The sequence below is a fragment of the Streptomyces sp. NPDC001744 genome (assembly GCF_042892575.1).
Lineage (GTDB): Bacteria > Actinomycetota > Actinomycetes > Streptomycetales > Streptomycetaceae > Streptomyces.
In genome coordinates, this window is sequence record NZ_JBIAUG010000020.1 from 23,126 (window position 1) to 43,663 (window position 20,538).

Consider the following 20,538-nt stretch of genomic DNA (forward strand, 5'->3'; position numbering starts at 1 on the left):
GGTGGCGGCGGGCCGGGGGCGGACCTAGCTTCGAACACGGTGAGGGCCGCCCCCTTCCGGCCGTGGAAACGCTCCGCGGCGGGGCCCTCGTCCGATCCGGAGGACCGCCATGCGCGCGATACGTGTCGCCACCGCCGCCGCCCTGTTCGGTGCCGCCGCCGTGCTGACGGCGGGCCCCGTGGCCCTGGCGGCCGAGGACGACACCGCCGTCACGTCGTTCGGTTTCTCCGTCACCCCGACGACGGTCGCCCCCGGCGGCACCGTCACCCTCACGTCCGAGGGCTGCGGATCGCCGTCCGTGACGGCCGCCTCCGGGGTGTTCGACGCCGTGACCCTCGGCGAGGGCCGTCCGGGCACCGCGACCGTGGACCCCGACGCCGAGCCCGGCGCCCGGCACGAGGTCACCTTCGACTGCGGGGGCGAACGGGGCACCGTCGGCCTCACCGTCGCCAAGGGCGAGAGCGGCGGAAGCACCGCGGGGAACACCGGCGAGGCATGGGCCCAGGAGGGCGCCGTGCCCACGCCCGAGCCCACGGCCGGCGCGTGGGAACATGACCCCGCCGGGCCCGTGGCCGAACCCACGGCCGGTGCGTGGGAACACGACAGCGCCGGACCCACGGCGGGACACACGACCGGGCCCACGGCGGGACACACGACCGGGCACGGCGAGGCCACCCACACGCCCCCCGGTGCCGCGCACAAGGGCGTGAAGGCCGGCTACGGGACCACGGCCTCCGGAGCGGAGTCCTCCGACGGGTTCCTCACGGCCGAGGTGGTGACGGGCGCCCTGCTCATCGTCGGCGCGCTCGGCGCCGCCGTCGTCCTGGCCCGCCGCCGCGACACCGGCGGCCGTTCCTGAGGGCCGGAACCGGGGGGACCTGAAACGGCCCCTCCGCCCCGGTGTGACGAGGACCGGGGCGGAGGGGCGCCATTCCCGTACGGACGGCGGCGGCACAGGGGCGGACGGAGAAGGGCGACGAAAGGCGACGAAGGAGAGCGGACGTGGGACGGTCGGAGGGCACGGACCGGCGCGGCGCCTGGGGCGTCGTCGCCGTCGTCCTCCTCGTCGGGGTGCACCTCGTGCGCGGAGGTGTGGAGGAGCTCCGGGCGGACGGCCCGCCGCAGCCCCTCCCGGCCGCCGCCCCCGACGGCACCCGCGCCCGTACCGCCGCGCTCGTCCCCGCCCCCGGCCCGCTGTCCGCCTCGCCTCCGGTCCGGGTCCGCGTCCCGGCCGCCCGCGTCGACGCGCCCGTCACCGGGGTCGGTCTCGACGCCGACGGGTGGATCGAGCCCCCTCCCCCGGAGGAGGACCGGCTCGCCGGCTGGTTCACCGGCGCGGTCACTCCGGGCGAACGCGGCACCGCCGTCGTCGTCGGCCACGTCGACACCCCGTCCGGTCCGGCCGTCTTCCACGCCCTCGGCGCCGTCGGCAAGGGCAGCCGCGTGGAGGTCCGCCGCCGCGACGGCAGGACCGCCGTCTTCACGGTGTACGGGACGGAGGTCGTCCCCAAGGAGGGCTTCCCCGCCGAACGGGTCTACCGCGACACCGGTGTGCCGGAAGTACGCCTGATCACCTGCGGAGGCACATTCACGCGGGAGAAGGGCTACGAGGGCAACGTGGTCGTCTCGGCCCGCCTGACCGGGATCCGCTGACGCGAGCCGACCGACCACCACCGGCCGACCGGCCCTACGCCGAACTGTCGCCCGCTGCCCGCTGCCCGCCGGCCGCCGGCCGACCCCGCGCCGGACCACCACCCGCCCGGACCGCTCCGCCTCCGTCGGCCCCGCGCCGACCTGACGGACTCCGGGCGGGGGATTGGCCCGGACCAGGCCACGATGGCCAGGGTGACTCCCACGGAGCCGGCGTCGGGGGGCGTCGGGCTCCCCTCCGGCCGCCCTCACGTCCGGTACGCGTCCGATCGCGCACCGTGGAAGCGGCGGCACGAGCGGGACCGGAACGGGGACGACGGCCTCCCGCCACCCCACTGACCACGGGAAACGCTGGTGAAAGGGGCCCCGAACCCCTGGTAGAGTTATCTCTGTCGCCGCGGGGGAAACCCCGGGACGACAGACACCTTGTCCGGGTGGCGGAATGGCAGACGCGCTAGCTTGAGGTGCTAGTGCCCTTTATCGGGCGTGGGGGTTCAAGTCCCCCCTCGGACACCAGTAGGAAAAGTGGACGGATGGCCGGCCGAGTCGTACGACTCGGCCGGCCATCCGTCGTTTCCGGGTCTTGAATCCCCTGATCGGCTCGATGGGGGTAAGGGGCGGCGTTCCAGGGCCGCGCAGCCCCACTGCGCGAGGGAGCGCCGGAACGGTCGGCCGGCAACGGCAACGGCCATCCAGTGCCAGAGCTTCCCCTCGCGCCGACCGCTGAACTCACCCGGAGTCCTCCAGCCGCTTCGCCATTTCCCGAGGCCGTGGTACTTGGCGAGGCAGGAACAGGTGCCCAGGAAACCTTGGGTGTTCCGACAGGAGGAGTTGCACCTTTCATGCGGGTTGTACTCGCGGCCGGTGAGGACGTTCGGGTACCTGTGGAGCAACTCCCGGCTGAGACGGGAAAGTGAGTGCTGGCCACCGTCCAGCATCCCTGGCGGCCGTCCCACCGGAACGAACGATCGATCGCTCCCGGTCCAACCGGAGAGTTTCCGCTCGTGCTCCCACATCGTGTGGGTCGGAAACCAGACAGTGAGCCACCCGTCGGCAGGCAATCCGATGGTTGGCAGGTGCTCGCCCCGATAACTCGGAACCCATCCATGGGGCTTGAGGTGCTCGGCCTTCCTGTCTGTGGCCTTTGCCCATTCCCGCGATCTGCCGACTGCGTCGAGGTCCGGGTCCCCACTCGACCGACACGGGTGCGGCGAGCTGACCGGAGGCATGACAGGGGAAGCGACTCACCAGCCTGTTATGGGTGACCACGTGGCCGTCCTGGTCGACCACGACGAAGCCGCAGCACTTCAAGCACGTGCGGTTGAGCCTTGCGCCACCCACAAGCACCCCCTCGGACGCGCTGATCCTACTGAGCGTCCTGGAGAACGTCTCGTGACGGCCATCGGGCTACCTAGGCTGTGTGCCACGACAACCGAGCGCCAGGAGGCCGTCCCCATGCCCAGGACCACGCAACTGCGTACGTACACCGTTCGTGACGGCATGCTCGACGAGTGGGTGGAGCGCTGGCGGCAGGAGATCGTGCCGCTACGACTGAAGTTGGGCTTCACCATCGGCGGGGCGTGGGTGGAGCGGGAGCACAACCAGTTCGTGTGGCTGATCTCCTACGACGGCCCCGAGACCTTCCAGGAGCGCAACGCGCTGTACTGGTCGTCGTCCGAGCGCGAGGCGATGAACCTGGACCCGGACGACTACCTCGTCCACACCGACGACCGTACGGTCGAGCAGGTCCACTGATCACGGGTGGTCGAGCGGCAGCATGTGGTGCCGCCGCTCCTCCTCCGTGAGCGTGCGGAAGACCCTCCCCCTCGCGACCGCCTCCAGCCGGTCGTAGTCCGGCTCCGCGGGCCACACCCGGGCCGTCCCGTCGGCGGACCCGGTCAGCAACCGTGCGCTGTCGCGGGACCATGCCACCGACGTCACCTTGTCCTGGTGGACGCCGACGACACCGACCTCCTCGAAGGTGGCCGCGGACCACACCCGTACGGTGCGGTCGTCGCCTGCCGTGGCGACGTACCTGCCGTCGGGCGACCAGGCGACGGCACGGACCCGCCCCTCGTGCCCCTTCAGGACGTCGATGCGGCGCCCCGTGACCGCGTCCCACACGGCGGCCGTCCAGTCGCCCGAGGCCGTGGCGACGCGTGCCTCGTCCGGGGACCAGGCGGCGTCCTCCACATAGTTGTCGTGTCCCCGCAGGACGGTGAGCTGCCGGCCGTCGCCGGTGTCCCACAGCCGGCAGGTCCGGTCGTCGGAGCAGCTGGCGAGCAGCCGCCCGCTCGGTGACCAGGCCACCCGGCCCACCCAGTCCTGGTGTTCCTCGAATTTCGTCAGCTCGGTCCCGTCCTGCGCAGACAGGACGCGTACGGCGCCGTCGTGCCCGCCGGTTGCGATCCGCCGGCCGTCCGGGGACCAGGCGCATCCCTCGACGACCTCCCCACGCCGCTCGTGAAGTGTGCGGCCCGTCCCGTCCACGACCCGGAACAGCCCGTCGTTGGTGCCGAGTGCGAGCCGGTCGCCGTGCGGGGAGCAGGCCACGCTCCACACGCGGTCCTCCAGTCTCACCACGGGCCCGACGGGAGCCCCCGTCACCGCGTCCCAGATCCGCACGCTGCCGTCGTCGGACGCGGTGGCGACGCGGCTGTCGCCACCGGACCAGGCGGCCTCGTTCACCGGGCCCTCGTGCCCGTCGACGAGCGTGCTCTCCGCGCCGCGCGGACGCAGGTCCCACACGATCCCGGTGCCGTCGGCCGAACCGGTGGCGAGCTGCGTACCGGTGGGCGACCAGGCCACTCCCCACACGGTGTCGGTGTGTCCGCGCAACACGGCCAGGACCTTCGCGTCCTCGGCGTCGACGATGCGCACGGTCCGGTCGGAGGAGGCGGAGGCCAGCATCCGGCCGACCGGCGACCAGGCCAGGTTCCACACGTAGTCGGTGTGCCCACGCAGCAGAAGCCGGAGTTCGCCCGTCGCCACGTCCCAAACGCGGGCAGTGTGGTCACCGGAACCCGTCGCGATACGGCGCCCGTCCGGGGACCATGCGACGCCCTCGACGAAGTCCGTGTGCCCGGTCAGGGTCACGGTGGCCGCTCCCGTCGCCCGGTCCCACACGATCACCGTCTGGTCGTGGGAGGCGGAGGCGAGAAGGCCGCCGTTCGGGGACCACGCGACACCCCAGACGTCGTCGCCGTGCCCGCGCAGCTCCTGTACGAGCCGACCGGTCGAGGACTCCCAGACGCGTACCACGCGGTCCTTGAACGTGGCGGCGACGTGCAGCCCGTCGGGCGACCAGGCCACCTGTCTGCCGATGTCCCCGGCCCCGGCGAGCAGCCGTACAGGCTCTCCGGTCACGGCGTCCCAGATCCGCACGACATGGTCCCGGCCCGTGGTGGCAACCTGGGCCGAGTCGGGTGACCAGGCGACGGACTCGACCATCGCGCCGTCGGACGGCAGGACCAGTACGGGCCGTCCCGACCGGGCGTCGTAGACGCGGGCCGTACCGTCCCGGGACGCCGTCGCAAGTAGCCGCCCGTCCGGCGACCAGGCGATGTCGCGCACCGTGTCCGTGTGCCCGTCGAGGCGGGTGCGCAGATGGCTGGCGGCCAGCGCCGCCATCAGGCCCCGCCGCGCCGAGGGCGTCGGCGCGCACTCGCCGAGCGCGGCCAGCGACAGCAGCATGGCACGTTCGGGTTCGGCCTCCGCGCTGCCGAGCACCTGCCGGCCGATGCCGTCGGAGACACGGTTGAGGAAGGCGAGATCCCGGCGCTGCGAAACCTCGACGAGCGCCCGGGCGGACGCCGACGCCTGCCCGGCCTCGTCCAGGACTTCGAGCCATCGCCGGGCCGCAGTGAGCCGTTCACCGGTGAGGAGGTAGTCGGTACTGCGCCCGGACCTCTCCCAGTCCTCGGCCCACCGCTCCAATTCGGCACGCTCCCGCAGCCGCTCGGCCCGCGCCTCGACCTCCTGTCGCAGCGGCGCCCACTGCCGGAACAGGGCCTCGTGCGTCACCTGCGCGTACGGTTCTCGGCCGGCGGACGCGTCCCCACGCACATCGGACCGCAGCAGCCGGGCGTCGATGAACGCGTCCACCACATGCCGCTCCCGCTCGGTGAGATCCGACAGCGGCACGTGGCGGCGGGCGACCTCCTGCCCCTCCACGGTGACGAACTTCAGCAGTACCCGGAGGACGAAGTCGATGCTGTCACTCGTACCGAGGCCGGCCACGGTGTTGTCGGCCTGCCGCGCCAGCGCACCCGGTACGCCGCCGAGCCGCTGGTACAGCTCCTCGGTGACCGTTCCACCGGGGCCGGACGTGAAGTAAAGCTCCTGGAGGAGGTAAGCGAGCAACGGGAGGGCGTCGTCGGTGCCCGTCTCGTCCACGATCATGTCGACCACGCCGGGAGCGAAGGAGAGACCCACCAGAGCACCCGGCGCCTCCACCACCTCGCCGAGCTGCGCCCTGCCCAGGGCGCCGATCGCGACGGGTCGTTGGAAGAGTTCGGCATGACCGGTGCCGAGGAGCCTCCCCAGGAGGTCCACGCGGAGCGTGGCCAGTACTCGTATCGAGGGATCCTGTTCCAGGCAGGCACGCAGCGAGTCGAGGAAGTGGGCCCGTTCGCGCTCACCCGCCAGCGTGACGAGTTCCTCGAACTGGTCGACGACGAGGAGCGTCCGCCGGAACCGCCCCCCGCGCAGCCGAGCCAGCTCGGCCCGCAGGGCGTCCGGCCCCTGACGCAGCCGCCGCAGTACGGCGCCGGTCGTCTCCCGCTCTCCGGCGGCGGCCGCGAGAGACACGGCCAGAGCGCCGAGCGGACTCGCCCCGGGCGAGAAGGGCGGGACGACGGTCCAGCGGCGCTCCCGCAGCCGGGGCAGCACCCCGGCCCGCACGAGCGAGGACTTCCCGCTGCCGGACGCTCCGGCGAGCAGAAGGAAGCGGTCGGAGGGTTCCGTCGCGGTGGCGTGCAGCCTGCGCGTCAGCTCGGCGGCCTGTGCCTCCCGGCCGAAGTAGACGGCCGCCTCGTCCTCGTCGTACGCGTCCAGGCCCGGATACGGAACCCGGTCGCGTGGCCAGTCGGCCGGCGGCGGCGCGGGGTTCTCCAGCCGGTACACCACGACCTGTCCGACCACCATGGCCACCACCAGCAGCCCGATCGCCGGTACCGAGAACCGCTGGATGATCTGCAGCGCCCACGGAGCGTCGTCCGTGCTGGTGGCGTAGTTGGTGGTGATGCCGAGTAAGCAGGCGATCAGCGCCAGCACGACCTGAAGCGCCACCTGCATCCGGTGTCTCATCCGGCACCACTCACGACCGCATCACTGCTCACCGACACGACCTGCCCCCGATCTACCGGCCTCGCAGAACCGGCATCACGTTCCCTCGGCCCTCGCTATGGACGAGAGGGTTCGTGACCATCTTCCGGGGCGGGCAGTACTCGATCAACGACATGGGCCGGATCCGGCCACAGCAGGTCACGCTGTATCAGGAGGCCGATGGGTCGGGACCCTCGCAGTCGCAATCGGCCCAGACCGTCTTGCCACCGGGCGGGTACGGCTCGACGCCCCAGCGGTCGGCGAGGGCGGCGACCAGGAACGGGCCGCGGCCGGACTCGGCGTCCAGTGGCATCGTGCATTCCGCGGGCGGTGTCGGGAGGCACCCGCCCCGGGCGCCGGACGCGGTGCTGCGCAGGAGGCCGACCACGGGGTCGGAGGTGAGGCCGAGCCGGAAGTCACGGCTGTGTACGTGGCCGTGCAGGGCGGTGTTGGCGGCGAGTTCGGCCACGGTCTGCTCGGCGCGCTCGGTGGCACAGGGTGACAGATCCCAGGACCGGAGCTGTCCGACGGCGAGCAGCCGGGCGAGCCGGGCCCTGCGCCGGGTGGACGACAGGAGCTGGGCGAGCCTACACACGGCAGGGGAGTCTCGGGGAGCGGTCGTGTTCATGGCGCCACGGTGACGGGTGCGCGGGGGCGTGTTGCATGCGCACGGTCCGTACGCTGCATCACCGTACGGGGACATGCCGTGGACGGTACGGCAGTTCCTGCGTCACGCTGGGTGAGAGTGACGGGCGGTCGGTATGCGCCTCGAGAGGATCGCCGTTCTGGGGGAGTGGGACGTCAAAAACGCGCCCCGCCCTTCCGCGCCACCACCAGCCTGCACCGGGGGCTCCCGTCCTCCCGGCGGCCCAGGGGCTCGACCGGGACGAGGGAGACGCCGAAGCCCGCCTCCTCCAGGCGGGTGCGGACGTCCGTGAGGCGGAAGGTGCGGTAGTACATGACGAACGGCGGGCGCCGCACCGCGTTCCTGACCCGCATCGCCGCGTCGAAGCCCCACAGGGCCCAGTAGGAGCGCGAGCCGACGGCCGGCGGGGCCGGGAGGGGGAAGGCGAAGGTGCCGCCGGGACGGAGGGAAGAGTGGACCTGGGAGAAGAGGGTCCGCTGGTCGTCCGGGAGGAAGTGGCCGAAGGCGCCGAAGCTGACCGCCAGGTCGAAGGCCGGGGCGAAGGGCAGGGCCAGGGCGTCGGCGCGCACCAGGTCGGCGTCGGGGTGGGCGCGGCGCGCCCCGGCCAGCATGCCCGCGCTGAAGTCGACGCCCGTGACCCGGCCCGCGCAGACCGAGCGGAGGACGCCGAGCCCGGCGCCGGTGCCGCAGCAGACGTCGAGGCCCGTGTCGAAGGGGCCCAGGGGCTCCAGGGTGCGGGTCACCGCCTCCAGGAGGCGGTCGGAGGTCCGGAAGGAGGTCGCGTCGAACTTGTCCGCGAGCAGGTCGTAGCCGTGCTCCACCGAGGAGAGCGCCTGGACGGCCAGTTCGCGGAGGGTGGGGCCCTGCGGAGTGGACATGGACCCGACCCTATGCGGTGGGGGCCGGTGCGCGTCAGAGCGCGCTGCGCACCGGGGGCACCGACCAGGCCGGGGCGATGCCCGTGAGCTGGCAGGTCAGCAGGTACAGGGGGATCGGCGGCGTGTAGGGCGAGCTGCCGTCGGGACGGTGGACGAGGCGGGGGCGGCGGTCCGGGATCTCGGCGCCGGGCGCGTAGCAGGCGGGCAGCGGCCAGGTGAGGTCCAGGTCGGAACCGGCCGGGACGAGCCACCACCACCAGGCGGAGTCGGCGTAGACGCAGCCCTTGGCGGGCAGCCGGGAGAGGATCTTGAAGCCGAAGCGGGCCGGGACGCCGACGGCGTCGCAGCCGAGGCCGGTGCGGAGGCCGGCGGGGACGCTGAGGCGGGTGGCGTCCAGCCGCCGGGGGCGGGCGGAGCCGGCCGGGCCCCGGGCTCCGGAAGGGTGGTGGGCGTCCAGGTCGAGGCGGAGTTCCCCGGGACGTCCGGGGGCCGGGGCGGATCCGGCCTCGGGGTACCTGCTGCGGGCCCGCGGCATCATGCGGGTCGCCATCGACCTCAGCACGGGTCGCCCGTGCCGTGGTCCAGCTCCGCCCAGACGGTCTGCGACGTGCCGTGGCCGGTGCGCTCGGCGCCCCAGGCGCTGCACAGCGCGTCGACGATGAGGAGGCCGCGGCCCCGTTCGTCCTCGCCGCAGTCGCGTATCCGCGGTCCCGCCGGGCCGCCCTCGTCCCGTACCGCTATCCGCAGCTTCTCCTCGCCCTCGCGGAGCTCGCAGACGAAACGGCCGCTGGCGGTGTGCACGACGGCGTTGGTGACCAGCTCCGACACGACGAGGGACACCGTGTCCCGTACGTCGGGCCCGCAGCCCCAGACGATGAGCCGTTCCTCCGCGAGCCGCCGGGCCCGCGCGACCGACACGGTGAGGGCCGGCAGCTCGAAGGCGAAGCGCCGGACTGCGGGAGTGCCGGTCTGGGGCTGTGGGCGCTGGGCCATGACGCGGGGACTCATGAGACCTGAAGGCTGCGCGTTACCAGAAGCCACGACCGGTTCCTCACAACAGTGGGCAGGACTTGCCGTACGGCGCCGGCGCCGGGGCGCGGAGACGCACGACGGCAGCGTGTACTGGTTCACCGGAACACTGTCCTCCTGAGTCGGACACTTGGCAAGTGGCACTCTGAAAATTGCAGAGTGCTGTGTTCTCTCTGCCTCGCCTTCGTGGCACACTCGGTCGAAACAGTGCGTCGGGGAGGTCTGACAGTGAGCGAGCCGCGGTCCGCCCCGACGGTGGGACAGGTCGTCCTCGGAAAGCGGCTGCAGGACCTGCGCGAGCGGGCCGGCATGAAGCGGGAGGAGGCCGCGAAGATCCTCCGGGTGGCCCCGGCCACCGTCCGGCGGATGGAGACCGCCGAAGTCGCGCTGAAGATCCCGTACGTGCAGCTCCTGCTGAAGGAGTACGGGATCACGGACTCCGAGGCGGAGGGCTTCGTCGCCCTCGCGGAGGAGGCCAACCTCCCCGGCTGGTGGCAGCGGTACCACGACGTGCTGCCCGGCTGGTTCTCCATGTACGTGAGCCTGGAGGGCGCCGCGAGCCTCATCCGGGCGTACGAGCCCCAGTTCGTCCCGGGTCTGCTCCAGACCGCCGAGTACGCCCGCGCCATCCTGCGCGGCGGGGCGGTCGGCGGCGGCGGCGACACCGCCGGGGACGAGGGCACCGAGCGTCACGTGGCCCTGCGGATGGAGCGTCAGTCCCTGCTGACCAGGGAGGACGCCCCCAAGTTCTGGGTGATCATGGACGAGACGGTGTTCCGCCGGCCGGTCGGCGACGGGCCCGACGTGATGCGCGGTCAGATCGACCGGTTGCTGGAGGCGGCCGAGATGCCGAACGTCACCCTGCAGATCGCGGAGTTCGCGTCCGGCCACCACCCCGGCACCTACGGACCGTTCGTGCTCTTCCGCTTCGCCGTGCCCGAACTCCCGGACATGGTCTACAGCGAGTACCTGACCGGCGCCGTCTACCTCGACGCGCGTCCCGAGGTGGCGTCCCACCTGGAGGTCATGGACCGCATGGCGGCGCAGGCCGCGACTGCACAACGCACGAAGGAGATTCTCCGGAATCTCCGCGAGGAGCTGTGAATGGACCGCATATACAACGGCATGCCCGCCGCCGAACTCGGTGCCGAGGGATGGCACAAGCCGTGGAGCGGCGGGAACGGGGGCAACTGCGTGGAGGCCATGAAACTGGCCGACGGCAGGGTCGCCGTGCGACAGTCCGCAGACCCCGAGGGACCCGCGCTCATCTACACCCACGGAGAGATCGAAGCCTTCATCCGGGGGGCAAAATCCGGTCAGGCTGATTTCCTGCTCACCTGACCCTTCCGTCCCACCCCGCGCATCGCGTAACTCTTGCTCCCGTACACCTCGTTCGTCCCGACCAGGAGAGCCGATGACCCAGGACCCCGCCGCCCCGCGGAGCGAGATACGCATCGACACCAGCAAGCCGCATCCGGCGCGCATGTACGACTGGTTCCTGGGCGGCAAGGACAACTACCCGGTCGACGAGGCGATGGCCCGCCAGCTCCTCACCCTCGACGCCCGGGGCCGGGACATGGCCCGCGTGAACAGGGCTTTCATGCACCGCGCCATCCGCTGGCTCAGCGCCCGCGGCGTCCGTCAGTACCTGGACATCGGCACGGGCATCCCGACCGAGCCGAACCTGCACCAGATCGCGCAGCAGGCCGCGCCGGAGTCCCGCATCGTCTACTGCGACAACGACCCGATCGTGCTCGCGCACGCGGCCGCCCTGCTGCGCTCGACCCCGGAGGGGGCCACCGAGTACATCCAGGCGGACGCCCGCGAGCCCGAGGTCATCCTCGAAAGGGCCGGAAAGGTCCTTGACTTCGACCAGCCCATCGCCTTGTCGATGCTCGCCCTGCTGCACTTCATCGGGGACGAGGACGGCGCGCACGACCTGGTCGCCAAGATCGTCGAGAAGCTCGCGCCGGGCAGCTACCTCGTCCTCTCCCACGTCACCGGGGACTTCAACCCCGAGGGGTCGGCACAGGCGGTCGCCCTGTACAAGGAGCGCGGACTGACCCTGCGGCCCCGTTCGCGCGACGAGCTGGCCGTGTTCTTCGACGGCCTGGAACTCGTCGAGCCGGGCGTCTCGCTCACCGCCGAGTGGCACCCCGAGCTGGGCGAGCCCGTCCCGGTCCAGGGCGACGAGCCCATCCCGGGGTGGGCGGGCGTGGCCCGCAAGCCCTGACCCCCGCGAACGGCGTGACGGGACCCGCGGGCCTCCCGGTCCGCGGGTCCCCGCCGTCCGCCTCCCCGGCGGCTCAGTTCCGCAGGTACGCGAGACCCGGGTGCTCCGCCGCGTACGCCTCCACGAGCCGGCGGGCGACCGTGACCGAGTCCACCAGGGGATGCAGCGCGAACGCCTTCACCGCCGTCTCCCGGGAGCCGCTCTCCGCCGCCGCCAGCACCTCCCGTTCCACCGCCTTCACGGCGGTCACCAGGCCGACGGCGTGGTACGGCAGCGGGGCCGCCGCCACCGGACGGGCGCCGTTCGCGTCCACCAGGCAGGGCACCTCGACCACCGCGTCCGCGTCGAGCACGGAGAGCGTCGAACCGTTGCGCACGTCGAGGATCAGCGTCGTCCGCTCGTCGCGCGCGATCGCCCGCATCAGGGCGAGCGCCACCTTCTCGTAGCCGCCGGGCTCCAGGTCCTCCTCGGCGCGCTCCCCGGCCCCGGCCGCCTCCCGGTTGGCGGCCATGTAGGTGGCCTCCCGGTCCGCGAGCGTGCGGCGCCAGGCGGCCAGGGCCGCGGTGCCCGGCCGGGCCATCTCCTCGTAGAAGGAGCCCTGTTGGTCGCGCAGGTACGCCCCGCGCGTCCGCCCGGCACTCCGGTAGGCGCGCACCGCCTCCCGGTTGAAGTAGTAGTAGTGCAGGTACTCGTTGGGAACCGCGCCGAGCGAGCGCAGCCACTCCGGGCCGAAGAGCCTGCCCTCCTCGAAGGAGCCGAGCGCCTCCTCGTCGGCGAGCAGCCGGGGCAGCTCGTCCCGGCCCCCGATCCGCAACCCCCGCAGCCAGCCCAGGTGGTTGAGGCCCACGTAGTCGATCCACGCCTCGTCCGGATCGGCGCCCAGGACGCGGGCGACCCGGCGGCCGAGGCCCACGGGGGAGTCGCAGATGCCGACGACCCGGTCGCCCAGGATCCGGGACATCGCCTCCGTGACCAGGCCCGCCGGATTGGTGAAGTTGATGACCCAGGCGTCCGGGGCGAGCGCGGCGACCTTCCGGGCGACGGCCGTCGCGACGGGCACGGTCCGCAGCCCGTACGCGATCCCGCCCGCCCCCACCGTCTCCTGGCCGAGCACCCCTTCGGCGAGCGCGATCCGCTCGTCCGCCGCCCTGCCCGCCAGGCCGCCGACCCGGATCGCGGAGAAGACGAAGTCCGCCCCGCGCAGCGCCTCGTCGAGGTCCCTCGTCACCGTCACCGCCGGCGCGTCCGGCACCCCTTCGGCCTGGTCCGCGAGGACCCGCGCGACGGCGGAGAGCCGCGCCCCGTCCGGGTCGTACAGGGTGACCCGGGTGACCCGCCCCTCGGCGTGGTCGCCGAGGAGGGCGCCGTACACCAGCGGCACCCGGAATCCGCCGCCTCCGAGAATCGTCAGTCTCATGCCCTCACGCTACTGGGACGCCCGTCCCGGACCGCCGGATTCCGGGCGGGCGGCCGCGCGGGCGCCCCGGGGCGCCGGGTGCCGGACGCGGGGTGGGGGACAATGGCGGCATGTCCCGACGCAAGACCCGTCCCCGCACCCCGCAGGCCCCCGCCGTGACCGCGGACTCGCCCTGCCCCTGCGGCCGGGACGCCCCCTACGGCGAGTGCTGCGGCCGTTTCCACCCGGGCACGGCCGGCACCGCGCCCACCGCCGAACTCCTCATGCGCTCCCGCTACAGCGCCTTCGTCGTCCGCGACGAGGCGTACCTGCTGCGCACCTGGGCCCCGGAGACGCGTCCGGACGGGATCGACTTCGACCCGGAGCTGCGCTGGACCGGCCTGGAGATCGAGGAGACCACCGGCGGCACCGCCTTCCACCAGCACGGCACCGTCACCTTCACGGCCCGCCACCTCCACGGCGGGGAACCGGGCGCGCTGCGCGAACGGAGTCGTTTCGTCCGCCGCGAGGGGGCGTGGGTGTACGTGGACGGGGACGTCGCGGAGTAGGCCGGCGCGCCCGCCCCGCCCCGGCGCGCGGCAGCCCGTCCGCCCGCGTGCGGGGGCCGCCGGACGGGCGCCCCCGTCAGGGGGTGACGGGCAGTTGGGGGTGGTGCTTGGCGAGGATCTTGTTGGCGCGCGCGAGGGCGGCGAGGGCGTGCTCGCGGTCCGCCCGGTCCTCCGCGCAGAGCGGCCCCCGGAACCGGTACACCTCGCGGGCCGCGGAGTCCGCGTCGACCTCGGCCTGCAGGACGTGCAGCGGCAGACAGGAGCCGATCATCGCGGCCACGCGGTCGGGGATCGGGACGGGGACGAGACGCGAGGGCGAGGTGATCACGGGCAGTCCTAGTGGGGGTCCGGAAGGGGTACGGAAGAGTGTCCCCCCATAGGTACCGGATCGCGGTAGGGGTTCCGGTACGGAGATGTCGCGGAACGGTGACGGGCCGGGGGCGCCTTCGCGGGGGCGGACGGACGCGGACGGGACGGCTCCGCGTCGGCGCCGGACGCGGGCGGGGGCGTTCCCGCAGGTGTGGGGGTGCGCGGCCGCGTGACCTTTTCGCATCCTTCCTGCGGAGGCGACGCAGGTTTGTCGAACGCGCGTTCCGGGGAAGGAAGGCTGAAGAAGATCGATCATCGATAGAATGTGAAGCATCTCACTCGGGCGTCGAACGGCTTCCGGTCCGGCGGAACGCGTGCCTTCACGCCTCTCCGGCGGGATCGCGCCGGGGTGCCCGTCCGGGAAGGTCGGGGGCTGCCGTCCGGCTCCCGCCGGGGCCGCCGCGCACCCCGCCCGCTCCCGGCGCGCCGCGTTGATCGAACGTTGATGGCTCGTTTAGGACGCCCCGGCATCGTGGACGGCATGCAGATCCACACGAGCGTACTGACCGCACCGGAGCCCGACATGTCCTGGCAGGAGGACGCCCTGTGCGCCCAGGCCGGCCCGGAGTTCTTCTTCCCCGCCCCCGGCTCCTCCACCCGCGAGGCGAAACGGCTCTGCGGGGCCTGCGAGGGGCGCGTGGCCTGCCTGGAGTACGCGCTGGAGCACGACGAGCGGTTCGGCGTCTGGGGCGGCCTCTCGGAGAAGGAGCGGTTCCGGCTGAAGCACGGCCGGGGCTGACGCGTGGCGGACGGACCCGTCCGCCACGTGACGGAACCGGCGGTCAGCGCGCCGCGCGGGCCGCGAGCCGGGCCTTGCGGGCCGCGAGCTTCTCGTCGAACTTGCTCGCCTCGGCGTCCAGTCCCTCCATGTACAGGCCCAGCTCCTCCTGGGCGCGCAGCCCCTCGGGCCCCAGGCCGTCGATCTGGAGGACCTTGAGGAAGCGCAGCACGGGCTGGAGGACGTCGTCGTGGTGGATGCGCATGTTGTAGATCTCGCCGATCGCCATCTGCGCCGCCGCCCGCTCGAAGCCCGGCATGCCGTGGCCGGGCATCCGGAAGCCGACCACGACGTCCCGCACGGCCAGCATGGTCGGGTCGGGGGCGATCTCGAAGGCCGCACCCAGCAGGTTGCGGTAGAAGACCATGTGCAGGTTCTCGTCGGTGGCGATGCGGGCGAGCATCCGGTCGCAGACCGGATCGCCGGACTGGTGGCCGGTGTTGCGGTGCGAGATGCGGGTGGCCAGCTCCTGGAAGGCGACGTACGCCACGGAGTGCAGCATCGAGTGCCGGTTGTCGGACTCGAAGCCCTCGCTCATGTGCGCCATCCGGAACCGCTCCAGCTCGTCCGGGTCGACGGCGCGCGAGGCGAGCAGGTAGTCGCGCATCACGATGCCGTGCCGGCCCTCCTCGGCGGTCCAGCGGTGCACCCAGGTGCCCCAGGCGCCGTCGCGGCCGAAGAGGCTGGCGATCTCGTGGTGGTAGCTCGGGAGGTTGTCCTCGGTGAGCAGGTTGACGACGAGGGCGGTCTTCCCGATCGCGGTCACCTTGGACTGCTTCGGGTCCCACGCCTCGCCGTCCTCGAAGAAGCCGGGGAAGTTGCGGCCGTCGGACCACGGCACGTACTCGTGCGGCATCCAGTCCTTGGTGACCTTCAGGTGACGGTTGAGTTCCTTCTCCACGACCTCTTCCAGGGCGTAGAGCAACCGTGCGTCGGTCCACCCAGCCGAGTTGTCGAGGGAGGGAGAGGTGAGCGTCACGGGAGACTCCTGGGGACGGAGAGGGGACATGCGGACGTACTTACGGATTCGTAGGTTACGAAACCGTAGGTTAAGCCTCCGTAAGTCCCCGGCCAAGCCCGCCTCCGTCACTTTCGGTCACGCTCGGTCATGAGTGCCGCGCCATGGGGAACGGAAGGCACAGGTCACACCCCGCGCGGCGCCCGCCGGGCACCCGGCCGACTACGCAGCGCAGGTGCCCGGCGGGTCGCGGGGGACGGTCAGTCCCCGTCCGTGAACGGCTCGCGGACCTCCTCGGCGGTCGTCGGGCGCAGCGCGCCGTCGAGCAGCAGCCAGCGGGTGATCCCGAGCGACTCCAGGAACGCCACGTCGTGGCTCGCCACGACCAGCGCCCCCTCGTAGGCGTCGAGGGCCGCCGTCAGCTTCCGCACCGACGCCATGTCCAGGTTGTTCGTCGGCTCGTCCAGCATCAGCAGCTGCGGGGCCGGCTCCGCGAGGAGCAGGGCCGCGAGCGTCGCCCGGAACCGCTCCCCGCCCGAGAGGGTGCCCACGGCCCGGTCCGCCCGCGCCCCCCGGAACAGGAACCGGGCGAGCCGGGCCCGGACGGCGTTCGCGGTCGCCCCGGGCGCGAAGCGGGCCACGTTGTCCACCACGCTCAGCCCGTCGTCCAGGACGTCGAGCCGCTGCGGCAGGAAGCGGAGCGGCACCCGCGCCTCCAGTTCGCCCGACAGGGGGTCCAGCTCTCCGGCGATCGTCCGGAGCAGCGTCGTCTTGCCCGCGCCGTTCCGGCCGACCAGCGCGATCCGCTCCGGCCCGCGCAGCTCGAACTCGCCCTCCACGCGGGCCCCGTGCCGCAGTTCCAGGTCCCGCAGGCGCAGCACCTCGCGGCCCGGCGGCACCGAGGTGCGGGGCAGCTCGACCCGGATCTCGTCGTCGTCCCGCACCGCCTCCACCGCGGCGTCGAGCCGCTCCCGGGCCTCCGAGAGGCGCTCGCTGTGGAGCGTGCGCTGCTTGCCGGCCGTGACCTGGGCGCTGCGTTTCTGGCTGTTCGCCACGAGCTTCGACGCGACCTTGTTCTCGAAGCTCTTCTGCCCGTACCGCTTGCGTCGGGCCAACTTCACCTGGGTGTCGGCGAGTTCCCGCTTCTGTCGCTGCACGTCGGCTTCGGCGACCCGCACCATCCGTTCCGCCGCCTCCTGTTCGGCGGCGAGCGCCGCCTCGTAGTCCGACCAGGCGCCGCCGTACCAGGCGACCTCGCCGTCCCGCAGGTCGGCGATCTGGTCGACCCGCTCCAGGAGTTCGCGGTCGTGGCTGACCACGACCAGGACCCCGGACCACTTCTCCACCGCCTCGTAGAGGCGCGCGCGGGCGCGCAGGTCCAGGTTGTTGGTCGGTTCGTCGAGCAGCAGGACGTCGGGCCGGGCGAGCAGCAGCGCGGCGAGGCGCAGCAGCACGGACTCGCCGCCCGAGATCTCGCCGACGGTCCGGTCCAGGCCGATGCCGTCCAGACCGAGCTGGTCGAGGGTGGCGCGGGCCCGCTCCTCGACGTCCCAGTCGTCGGCGAGGGCGGTGAAGTGCTCCTCGGCCGGATCGCCCGCCTCGATGGCGTGCAGGGCGGCCCGCTTCGCGTCGATGCCGAGGATCTCGTCGACCCGGCGCGAGGTGTCCAGGACCAGGTTCTGCGGCAGGTGGCCGAGTTCGCCGGTGACCCGGACCGTGCCGGAGGAGGGCGTCAGCTCGCCCGCGATCAGCTTGAGCAGCGTGGACTTGCCGGAGCCGTTGAGCCCGACGAGGCCGGTGCGGCCGGGGCCGACGGCGAGGCGGAGGTCGTCGAAGACCTCGGTGCCGTCCGGCCAGGAGAAGGAGAGCGAGGAGCAGGTGATGAACGTGGGGTGATGTGCCATGGAGGACTCCCGGTGGCGCGAGCGCGTGTGGACTGGGTGCGACGCTTGGGAGACACCGGGGCGCGGGCAGCGGGAAGACGGCTCGTACGCCGAGGTCGAGAACGGCACACGCGGCACGGGGGCACGCGCGGCACGGTGTCTCACAACCTCAGACGAGCAACGTCCTTCTCCGATCGGGTGACGGCAGAGTCGTCACCGACCGTACGGCCCCGATCGGGGAGGCGCAAATGATTTACGGCGCGGTGGTGCCGGGCCGGGGGACGGCCTCGCCGCCGCGGAGGAGGAGAGGGAAGGAGGGAGAGGACCGGGGCGGCCGTCACGGGTGCTCGCGGAACAGCTCCGTCAGGTCGTGGTCCCAGTCCAGGTACTGGTGCTCGCGCCCCTCGGGGACCAGGTGCTGCGAGCGCTCCAGGAACCGGCGCAGCTCCGAGGTCCGGACGTGGACCATGGCCACTCCCTCCGGGGCGTGGAACTCCACCACGGTCCGGTCGTACCCGTACGGACGCAGCCGCACGTCCCCGACCCCGGCCGGGCGCTCGACCCCCTGGACGAGCAGGTCGCGCGCGAAGGCCCAGGAGACCTCGACGCCCTCCAGGGTCGCGGGGGGAGGAAAGGCCATGCTGACGGCGTACGGATCCTCGCGGTCGTACCGCAGGGTGGCGGGGACGGTCTCCATCCGGGGAGCGGATGCGACCAGACGGGCCTGGACGGCCTGCTCTATGACGGCGGACAAGACCGGCTCCTCTCGTACGGCTTCGGATCTTCTGCGTCTCCCCGACACCGGGGCTTCTGACACCCGGAAAGACGGACGTCGGGGCCTGGACGTGCATTCCGGCGGCGCGTGAGCTGTGTCACCGGACCCGCCAGGGGGGTGTCCGGGCAGGCCGGGAAGGTGTCCGGGCAGGCCGGAGCCGTCCCGGCCCGTCCGCAAGCGCTTCGGGACGGGGGCGCCGCCGGGCCGGTGGCGGCCCGGACGCCGCCGGTCCCCGAGGGCGTCCGGGCCGTACGGCACCGCCCGTGTGCCCCGCGGACCGGCCGGGCACCCTGGACGGGGAGCGGTCCCGGGCGCTAGCTTCCGGCGCCATGACGTCCATGGGGAAGACGAGACGAATGACGGCGGCGGGACTCGTCGGGGCGGCGCTCGCGCTGACCCCGACCGCCCCGGCAGGGGCCGGGGAGCCCCCCGCGACCGCCGCCGGCCGGCCGGCGGCTCCGGCGGCCGGCGAGCGGTCCGCTCCGGGGCCCGGCTGGCGGCTCACGCCGACCGGGACCGACGCCCGCTTCCGGGGGCTCGCGGCGGTCGACCGCCGGACCGCCTGGGTCGCGGGCTCCAAGGGCACGGTGCTGCGCACCGGCGACGGGGGCAGAAGCTGGCGAAACGTTTCCCCGGCGGGCGCGGAGGGACTGGAGTTCCGCGACGTGGAAGCCTTCGACGCCCGCCGGGCCGTCGTCCTCGCCATCGGGGAGGGGGAGGCCTCGCGGGTGCTGCGCACCGAGGACGGCGGCGCCACCTGGACCGAGTCCTTCCGCAACACCGACCCGCGCGCCTTCTACGACTGCATGACCTTCTTCGACCACCGGAACGGCCTCGCCATGAGCGACCCGGTCGACGGCAGGTACCGCATCCTCTCGACCCGGGACGGCGGCCGGTCCTGGCGGGTCCTGCCGAACGCCGGGATGCCGGACGCGCTCCCCGGCGAAGCCGGTTTCGCGGCGAGCGGCCAGTGCCTGGTGTCGGCCGGTCCCCGGGACGTGTGGCTCGCGACGGGCGGCGGCGCCACCGCCCGCGTCCTGCACTCCGCCGACCGGGGGCTGACCTGGACCGCCACCGACTCGCCCGTCCCGGCCGGCGATCCGGCCCGGGGCGTCTTCGGGCTCGCCTTCCGCGACCGCGCGCACGGCATCGCGGTCGGCGGCGACTACCGCAAGGACCAGCCGTCCCCCCGGGCCGCCGCCGTCACCGTCGACGCGGGCCGCACCTGGCGCGCCTCGGCCGCGCCCCCGCCCGCCTACCGCTCGGGCGTCGCCTGGCTCCCGCACGACAGGACGTCCGCGCTCGCCGTGGGCCCCACCGGCACGGACCTGACCACCGACGGCGGCCGCACCTGGCGGACGGTCGACACCGGCTCGTACGACACGGTCGACTGCGCCCCGGACGGCGCCTGCTGGGCCTCCGGCGAGCAGGGCCGCGTCGCGCACCTGGCACGCCACCGGCCCGTTCTCTGACCTTCCGGCCGCCGTGAGTGCCGCGCGGCGGGACAAATCCGGATGCGCGCCGACGGCATGCCCGGCACACTCGCGGGCATGACCGCGGAGATCACGCGCGTCAACCCCGAGCAGCTGCACGAGACGCCCGGCTACCACCACGTCACCGTGGTGGTAGCCGGGCGTGCGGCCTACCTGGCGGGGCGGTGCCCGCTCGACCGGAGCGGTTCCCTCGTCGGTCCCGGATCGCTCGAAGCACAGGTCGACCAGGTGGTCGCGAACGTCCTCGCCGCGTTGGCGGCGGTGGATGCCGAGCCGCGGCACGTGGTCCGCTCGGTGATCTACGTGCGCGGCGAGGACAGGGACGCCCTGGGCGTCGCGTGGCGCCGGCTCACCGACTCGGCTCTCGGCCCGGCGTTCACCGCCGCCAGCACGCTGTTGGGCGTGGCCCAGCTCGGCTTCACCGGACAGCTCGTCGAGGTCGACCCCACCGTGGCCCTGCCCGACCGAACCCCTTCGTCACCGGGTGCCGGACGGCGCCTCGGACCCGGCGGCCCGCACGGGGATCCGCCGGTCCGGAGACCCGGCCCGGGGCGGC

General features: G+C 73.2%; 20 protein-coding genes, 1 tRNA gene and 1 pseudogene. 12 read left to right on the forward strand and 10 right to left on the reverse strand.

Going from position 1 to position 20,538, the window contains the following annotated elements:
* Positions 1 to 109 precede the first annotated feature (109 nt).
* The 5 genes from ACFYZY_RS22690 (at position 110) to ACFYZY_RS22710 (ending at position 3,405) form a co-directional block, all read left to right on the forward strand.
* Positions 110 to 859: a hypothetical protein gene (locus tag ACFYZY_RS22690; RefSeq protein WP_388697033.1), complete on the forward strand. Its 750-nt coding sequence runs from the start codon at positions 110 to 112 to the stop codon at positions 857 to 859.
* Between the two features lie 143 nt (positions 860 to 1,002).
* Positions 1,003 to 1,653, forward strand: a complete 651-nt coding sequence (locus tag ACFYZY_RS22695) for a class F sortase (RefSeq protein ID WP_388697034.1) — start codon at positions 1,003 to 1,005, stop codon at positions 1,651 to 1,653.
* A 425-nt stretch (positions 1,654 to 2,078) separates the two neighbouring features.
* Positions 2,079 to 2,166: transfer RNA gene (locus tag ACFYZY_RS22700), tRNA-Leu, on the forward strand.
* Between the two features lie 745 nt (positions 2,167 to 2,911).
* Complete coding sequence (locus tag ACFYZY_RS22705; RefSeq protein ID WP_388697036.1) at positions 2,912 to 3,046, forward strand: hypothetical protein; 135 nt, start codon at positions 2,912 to 2,914, stop codon at positions 3,044 to 3,046.
* A gap of 59 nt (positions 3,047 to 3,105) precedes the next feature.
* Positions 3,106 to 3,405, forward strand: a complete 300-nt coding sequence (locus ACFYZY_RS22710) for an NIPSNAP family protein (RefSeq protein WP_388697039.1) — start codon at positions 3,106 to 3,108, stop codon at positions 3,403 to 3,405.
* On the opposite strand, the gene ACFYZY_RS22715 is transcribed toward ACFYZY_RS22710, so the two are convergent.
* The 5 genes from ACFYZY_RS22715 to ACFYZY_RS22735 form a co-directional block, all read right to left on the reverse strand.
* A complete protein-coding gene (locus ACFYZY_RS22715) occupies positions 3,406 to 6,945 on the reverse strand; it encodes an AAA family ATPase (RefSeq protein WP_388697041.1) in 3,540 nt (1,179 codons plus the stop codon).
* 199 nt (positions 6,946 to 7,144) lie between these two features.
* Positions 7,145 to 7,570: an ATP-binding protein gene (locus ACFYZY_RS22720; protein WP_388697044.1), complete on the reverse strand. Its 426-nt coding sequence runs from the start codon at positions 7,568 to 7,570 to the stop codon at positions 7,145 to 7,147.
* A gap of 206 nt (positions 7,571 to 7,776) precedes the next feature.
* Positions 7,777 to 8,499 carry a class I SAM-dependent methyltransferase gene (locus tag ACFYZY_RS22725; RefSeq protein WP_388697047.1) on the reverse strand — a complete coding sequence of 241 codons (723 nt, stop codon included), beginning with the start codon at positions 8,497 to 8,499 and terminating at the stop codon, positions 7,777 to 7,779.
* 34 nt (positions 8,500 to 8,533) lie between these two features.
* Positions 8,534 to 9,049, reverse strand: coding sequence for a hypothetical protein (locus ACFYZY_RS22730; protein WP_388697048.1), 516 nt, complete (start codon positions 9,047 to 9,049; stop codon positions 8,534 to 8,536).
* Positions 9,050 to 9,054: 5 nt separating this feature from the next.
* A complete protein-coding gene (locus ACFYZY_RS22735) occupies positions 9,055 to 9,492 on the reverse strand; it encodes an ATP-binding protein (RefSeq protein ID WP_388697050.1) in 438 nt (145 codons plus the stop codon).
* A gap of 264 nt (positions 9,493 to 9,756) precedes the next feature.
* Between ACFYZY_RS22735 and ACFYZY_RS22740 the strand changes: the two genes are divergently transcribed.
* From ACFYZY_RS22740 to ACFYZY_RS22750, 3 genes are all read left to right on the forward strand, one after another.
* Positions 9,757 to 10,632 (forward strand): helix-turn-helix domain-containing protein, encoded by an 876-nt coding sequence (locus ACFYZY_RS22740; RefSeq protein WP_388697052.1) that lies wholly within the window; start codon positions 9,757 to 9,759, stop codon positions 10,630 to 10,632.
* Positions 10,633 to 10,869 (forward strand): DUF397 domain-containing protein, encoded by a 237-nt coding sequence (locus tag ACFYZY_RS22745; RefSeq protein ID WP_030215754.1) that lies wholly within the window; start codon positions 10,633 to 10,635, stop codon positions 10,867 to 10,869.
* A 73-nt stretch (positions 10,870 to 10,942) separates the two neighbouring features.
* Entirely contained in the window at positions 10,943 to 11,761 is an 819-nt protein-coding gene (locus ACFYZY_RS22750; RefSeq protein WP_388697055.1) for an SAM-dependent methyltransferase, read from the forward strand.
* Between the two features lie 73 nt (positions 11,762 to 11,834).
* Here the strand turns inward: ACFYZY_RS22750 and ACFYZY_RS22755 are convergent, their stop codons facing one another.
* Complete coding sequence (locus ACFYZY_RS22755; RefSeq protein ID WP_388697058.1) at positions 11,835 to 13,178, reverse strand: 6-phospho-beta-glucosidase; 1,344 nt, start codon at positions 13,176 to 13,178, stop codon at positions 11,835 to 11,837.
* Positions 13,179 to 13,288: 110 nt separating this feature from the next.
* Here ACFYZY_RS22755 and ACFYZY_RS22760 point away from each other — a divergent pair, with 110 nt between their 5' ends.
* Positions 13,289 to 13,726 (forward strand): YchJ family protein, encoded by a 438-nt coding sequence (locus tag ACFYZY_RS22760; RefSeq protein WP_388697061.1) that lies wholly within the window; start codon positions 13,289 to 13,291, stop codon positions 13,724 to 13,726.
* 76 nt (positions 13,727 to 13,802) lie between these two features.
* Here the strand turns inward: ACFYZY_RS22760 and ACFYZY_RS22765 are convergent, their stop codons facing one another.
* Positions 13,803 to 13,997: a hypothetical protein gene (locus ACFYZY_RS22765; RefSeq protein WP_388697296.1), complete on the reverse strand. Its 195-nt coding sequence runs from the start codon at positions 13,995 to 13,997 to the stop codon at positions 13,803 to 13,805.
* A 579-nt stretch (positions 13,998 to 14,576) separates the two neighbouring features.
* Between ACFYZY_RS22765 and ACFYZY_RS22770 the strand changes: the two genes are divergently transcribed.
* A complete protein-coding gene (locus tag ACFYZY_RS22770) occupies positions 14,577 to 14,834 on the forward strand; it encodes a WhiB family transcriptional regulator (protein ID WP_388697298.1) in 258 nt (85 codons plus the stop codon).
* A gap of 43 nt (positions 14,835 to 14,877) precedes the next feature.
* Here the strand turns inward: ACFYZY_RS22770 and ACFYZY_RS22775 are convergent, their stop codons facing one another.
* From ACFYZY_RS22775 to ACFYZY_RS22785, 3 genes are all read right to left on the reverse strand, one after another.
* Entirely contained in the window at positions 14,878 to 15,852 is a 975-nt protein-coding gene (locus ACFYZY_RS22775; RefSeq protein ID WP_388697064.1) for an acyl-ACP desaturase, read from the reverse strand.
* Between the two features lie 239 nt (positions 15,853 to 16,091).
* Positions 16,092 to 17,735: an ABC-F family ATP-binding cassette domain-containing protein gene (locus ACFYZY_RS22780; protein WP_388697066.1), complete on the reverse strand. Its 1,644-nt coding sequence runs from the start codon at positions 17,733 to 17,735 to the stop codon at positions 16,092 to 16,094.
* A gap of 316 nt (positions 17,736 to 18,051) precedes the next feature.
* Positions 18,052 to 18,468, reverse strand: coding sequence for an SsgA family sporulation/cell division regulator (locus ACFYZY_RS22785; RefSeq protein ID WP_388697069.1), 417 nt, complete (start codon positions 18,466 to 18,468; stop codon positions 18,052 to 18,054).
* A gap of 350 nt (positions 18,469 to 18,818) precedes the next feature.
* On the opposite strand from ACFYZY_RS22785, the gene ACFYZY_RS22790 reads away from it, so the two are divergent.
* The gene (locus ACFYZY_RS22790; RefSeq protein WP_388697071.1) at positions 18,819 to 19,961 is read left to right on the forward strand and encodes a WD40/YVTN/BNR-like repeat-containing protein; all 1,143 of its coding nucleotides are present in this window, start codon (positions 18,819 to 18,821) and stop codon (positions 19,959 to 19,961) included.
* A gap of 78 nt (positions 19,962 to 20,039) precedes the next feature.
* Positions 20,040 to 20,447, forward strand: a pseudogene (locus tag ACFYZY_RS22795) (RidA family protein); the annotation flags it as partial.
* Positions 20,448 to 20,538 lie beyond the last annotated feature (91 nt).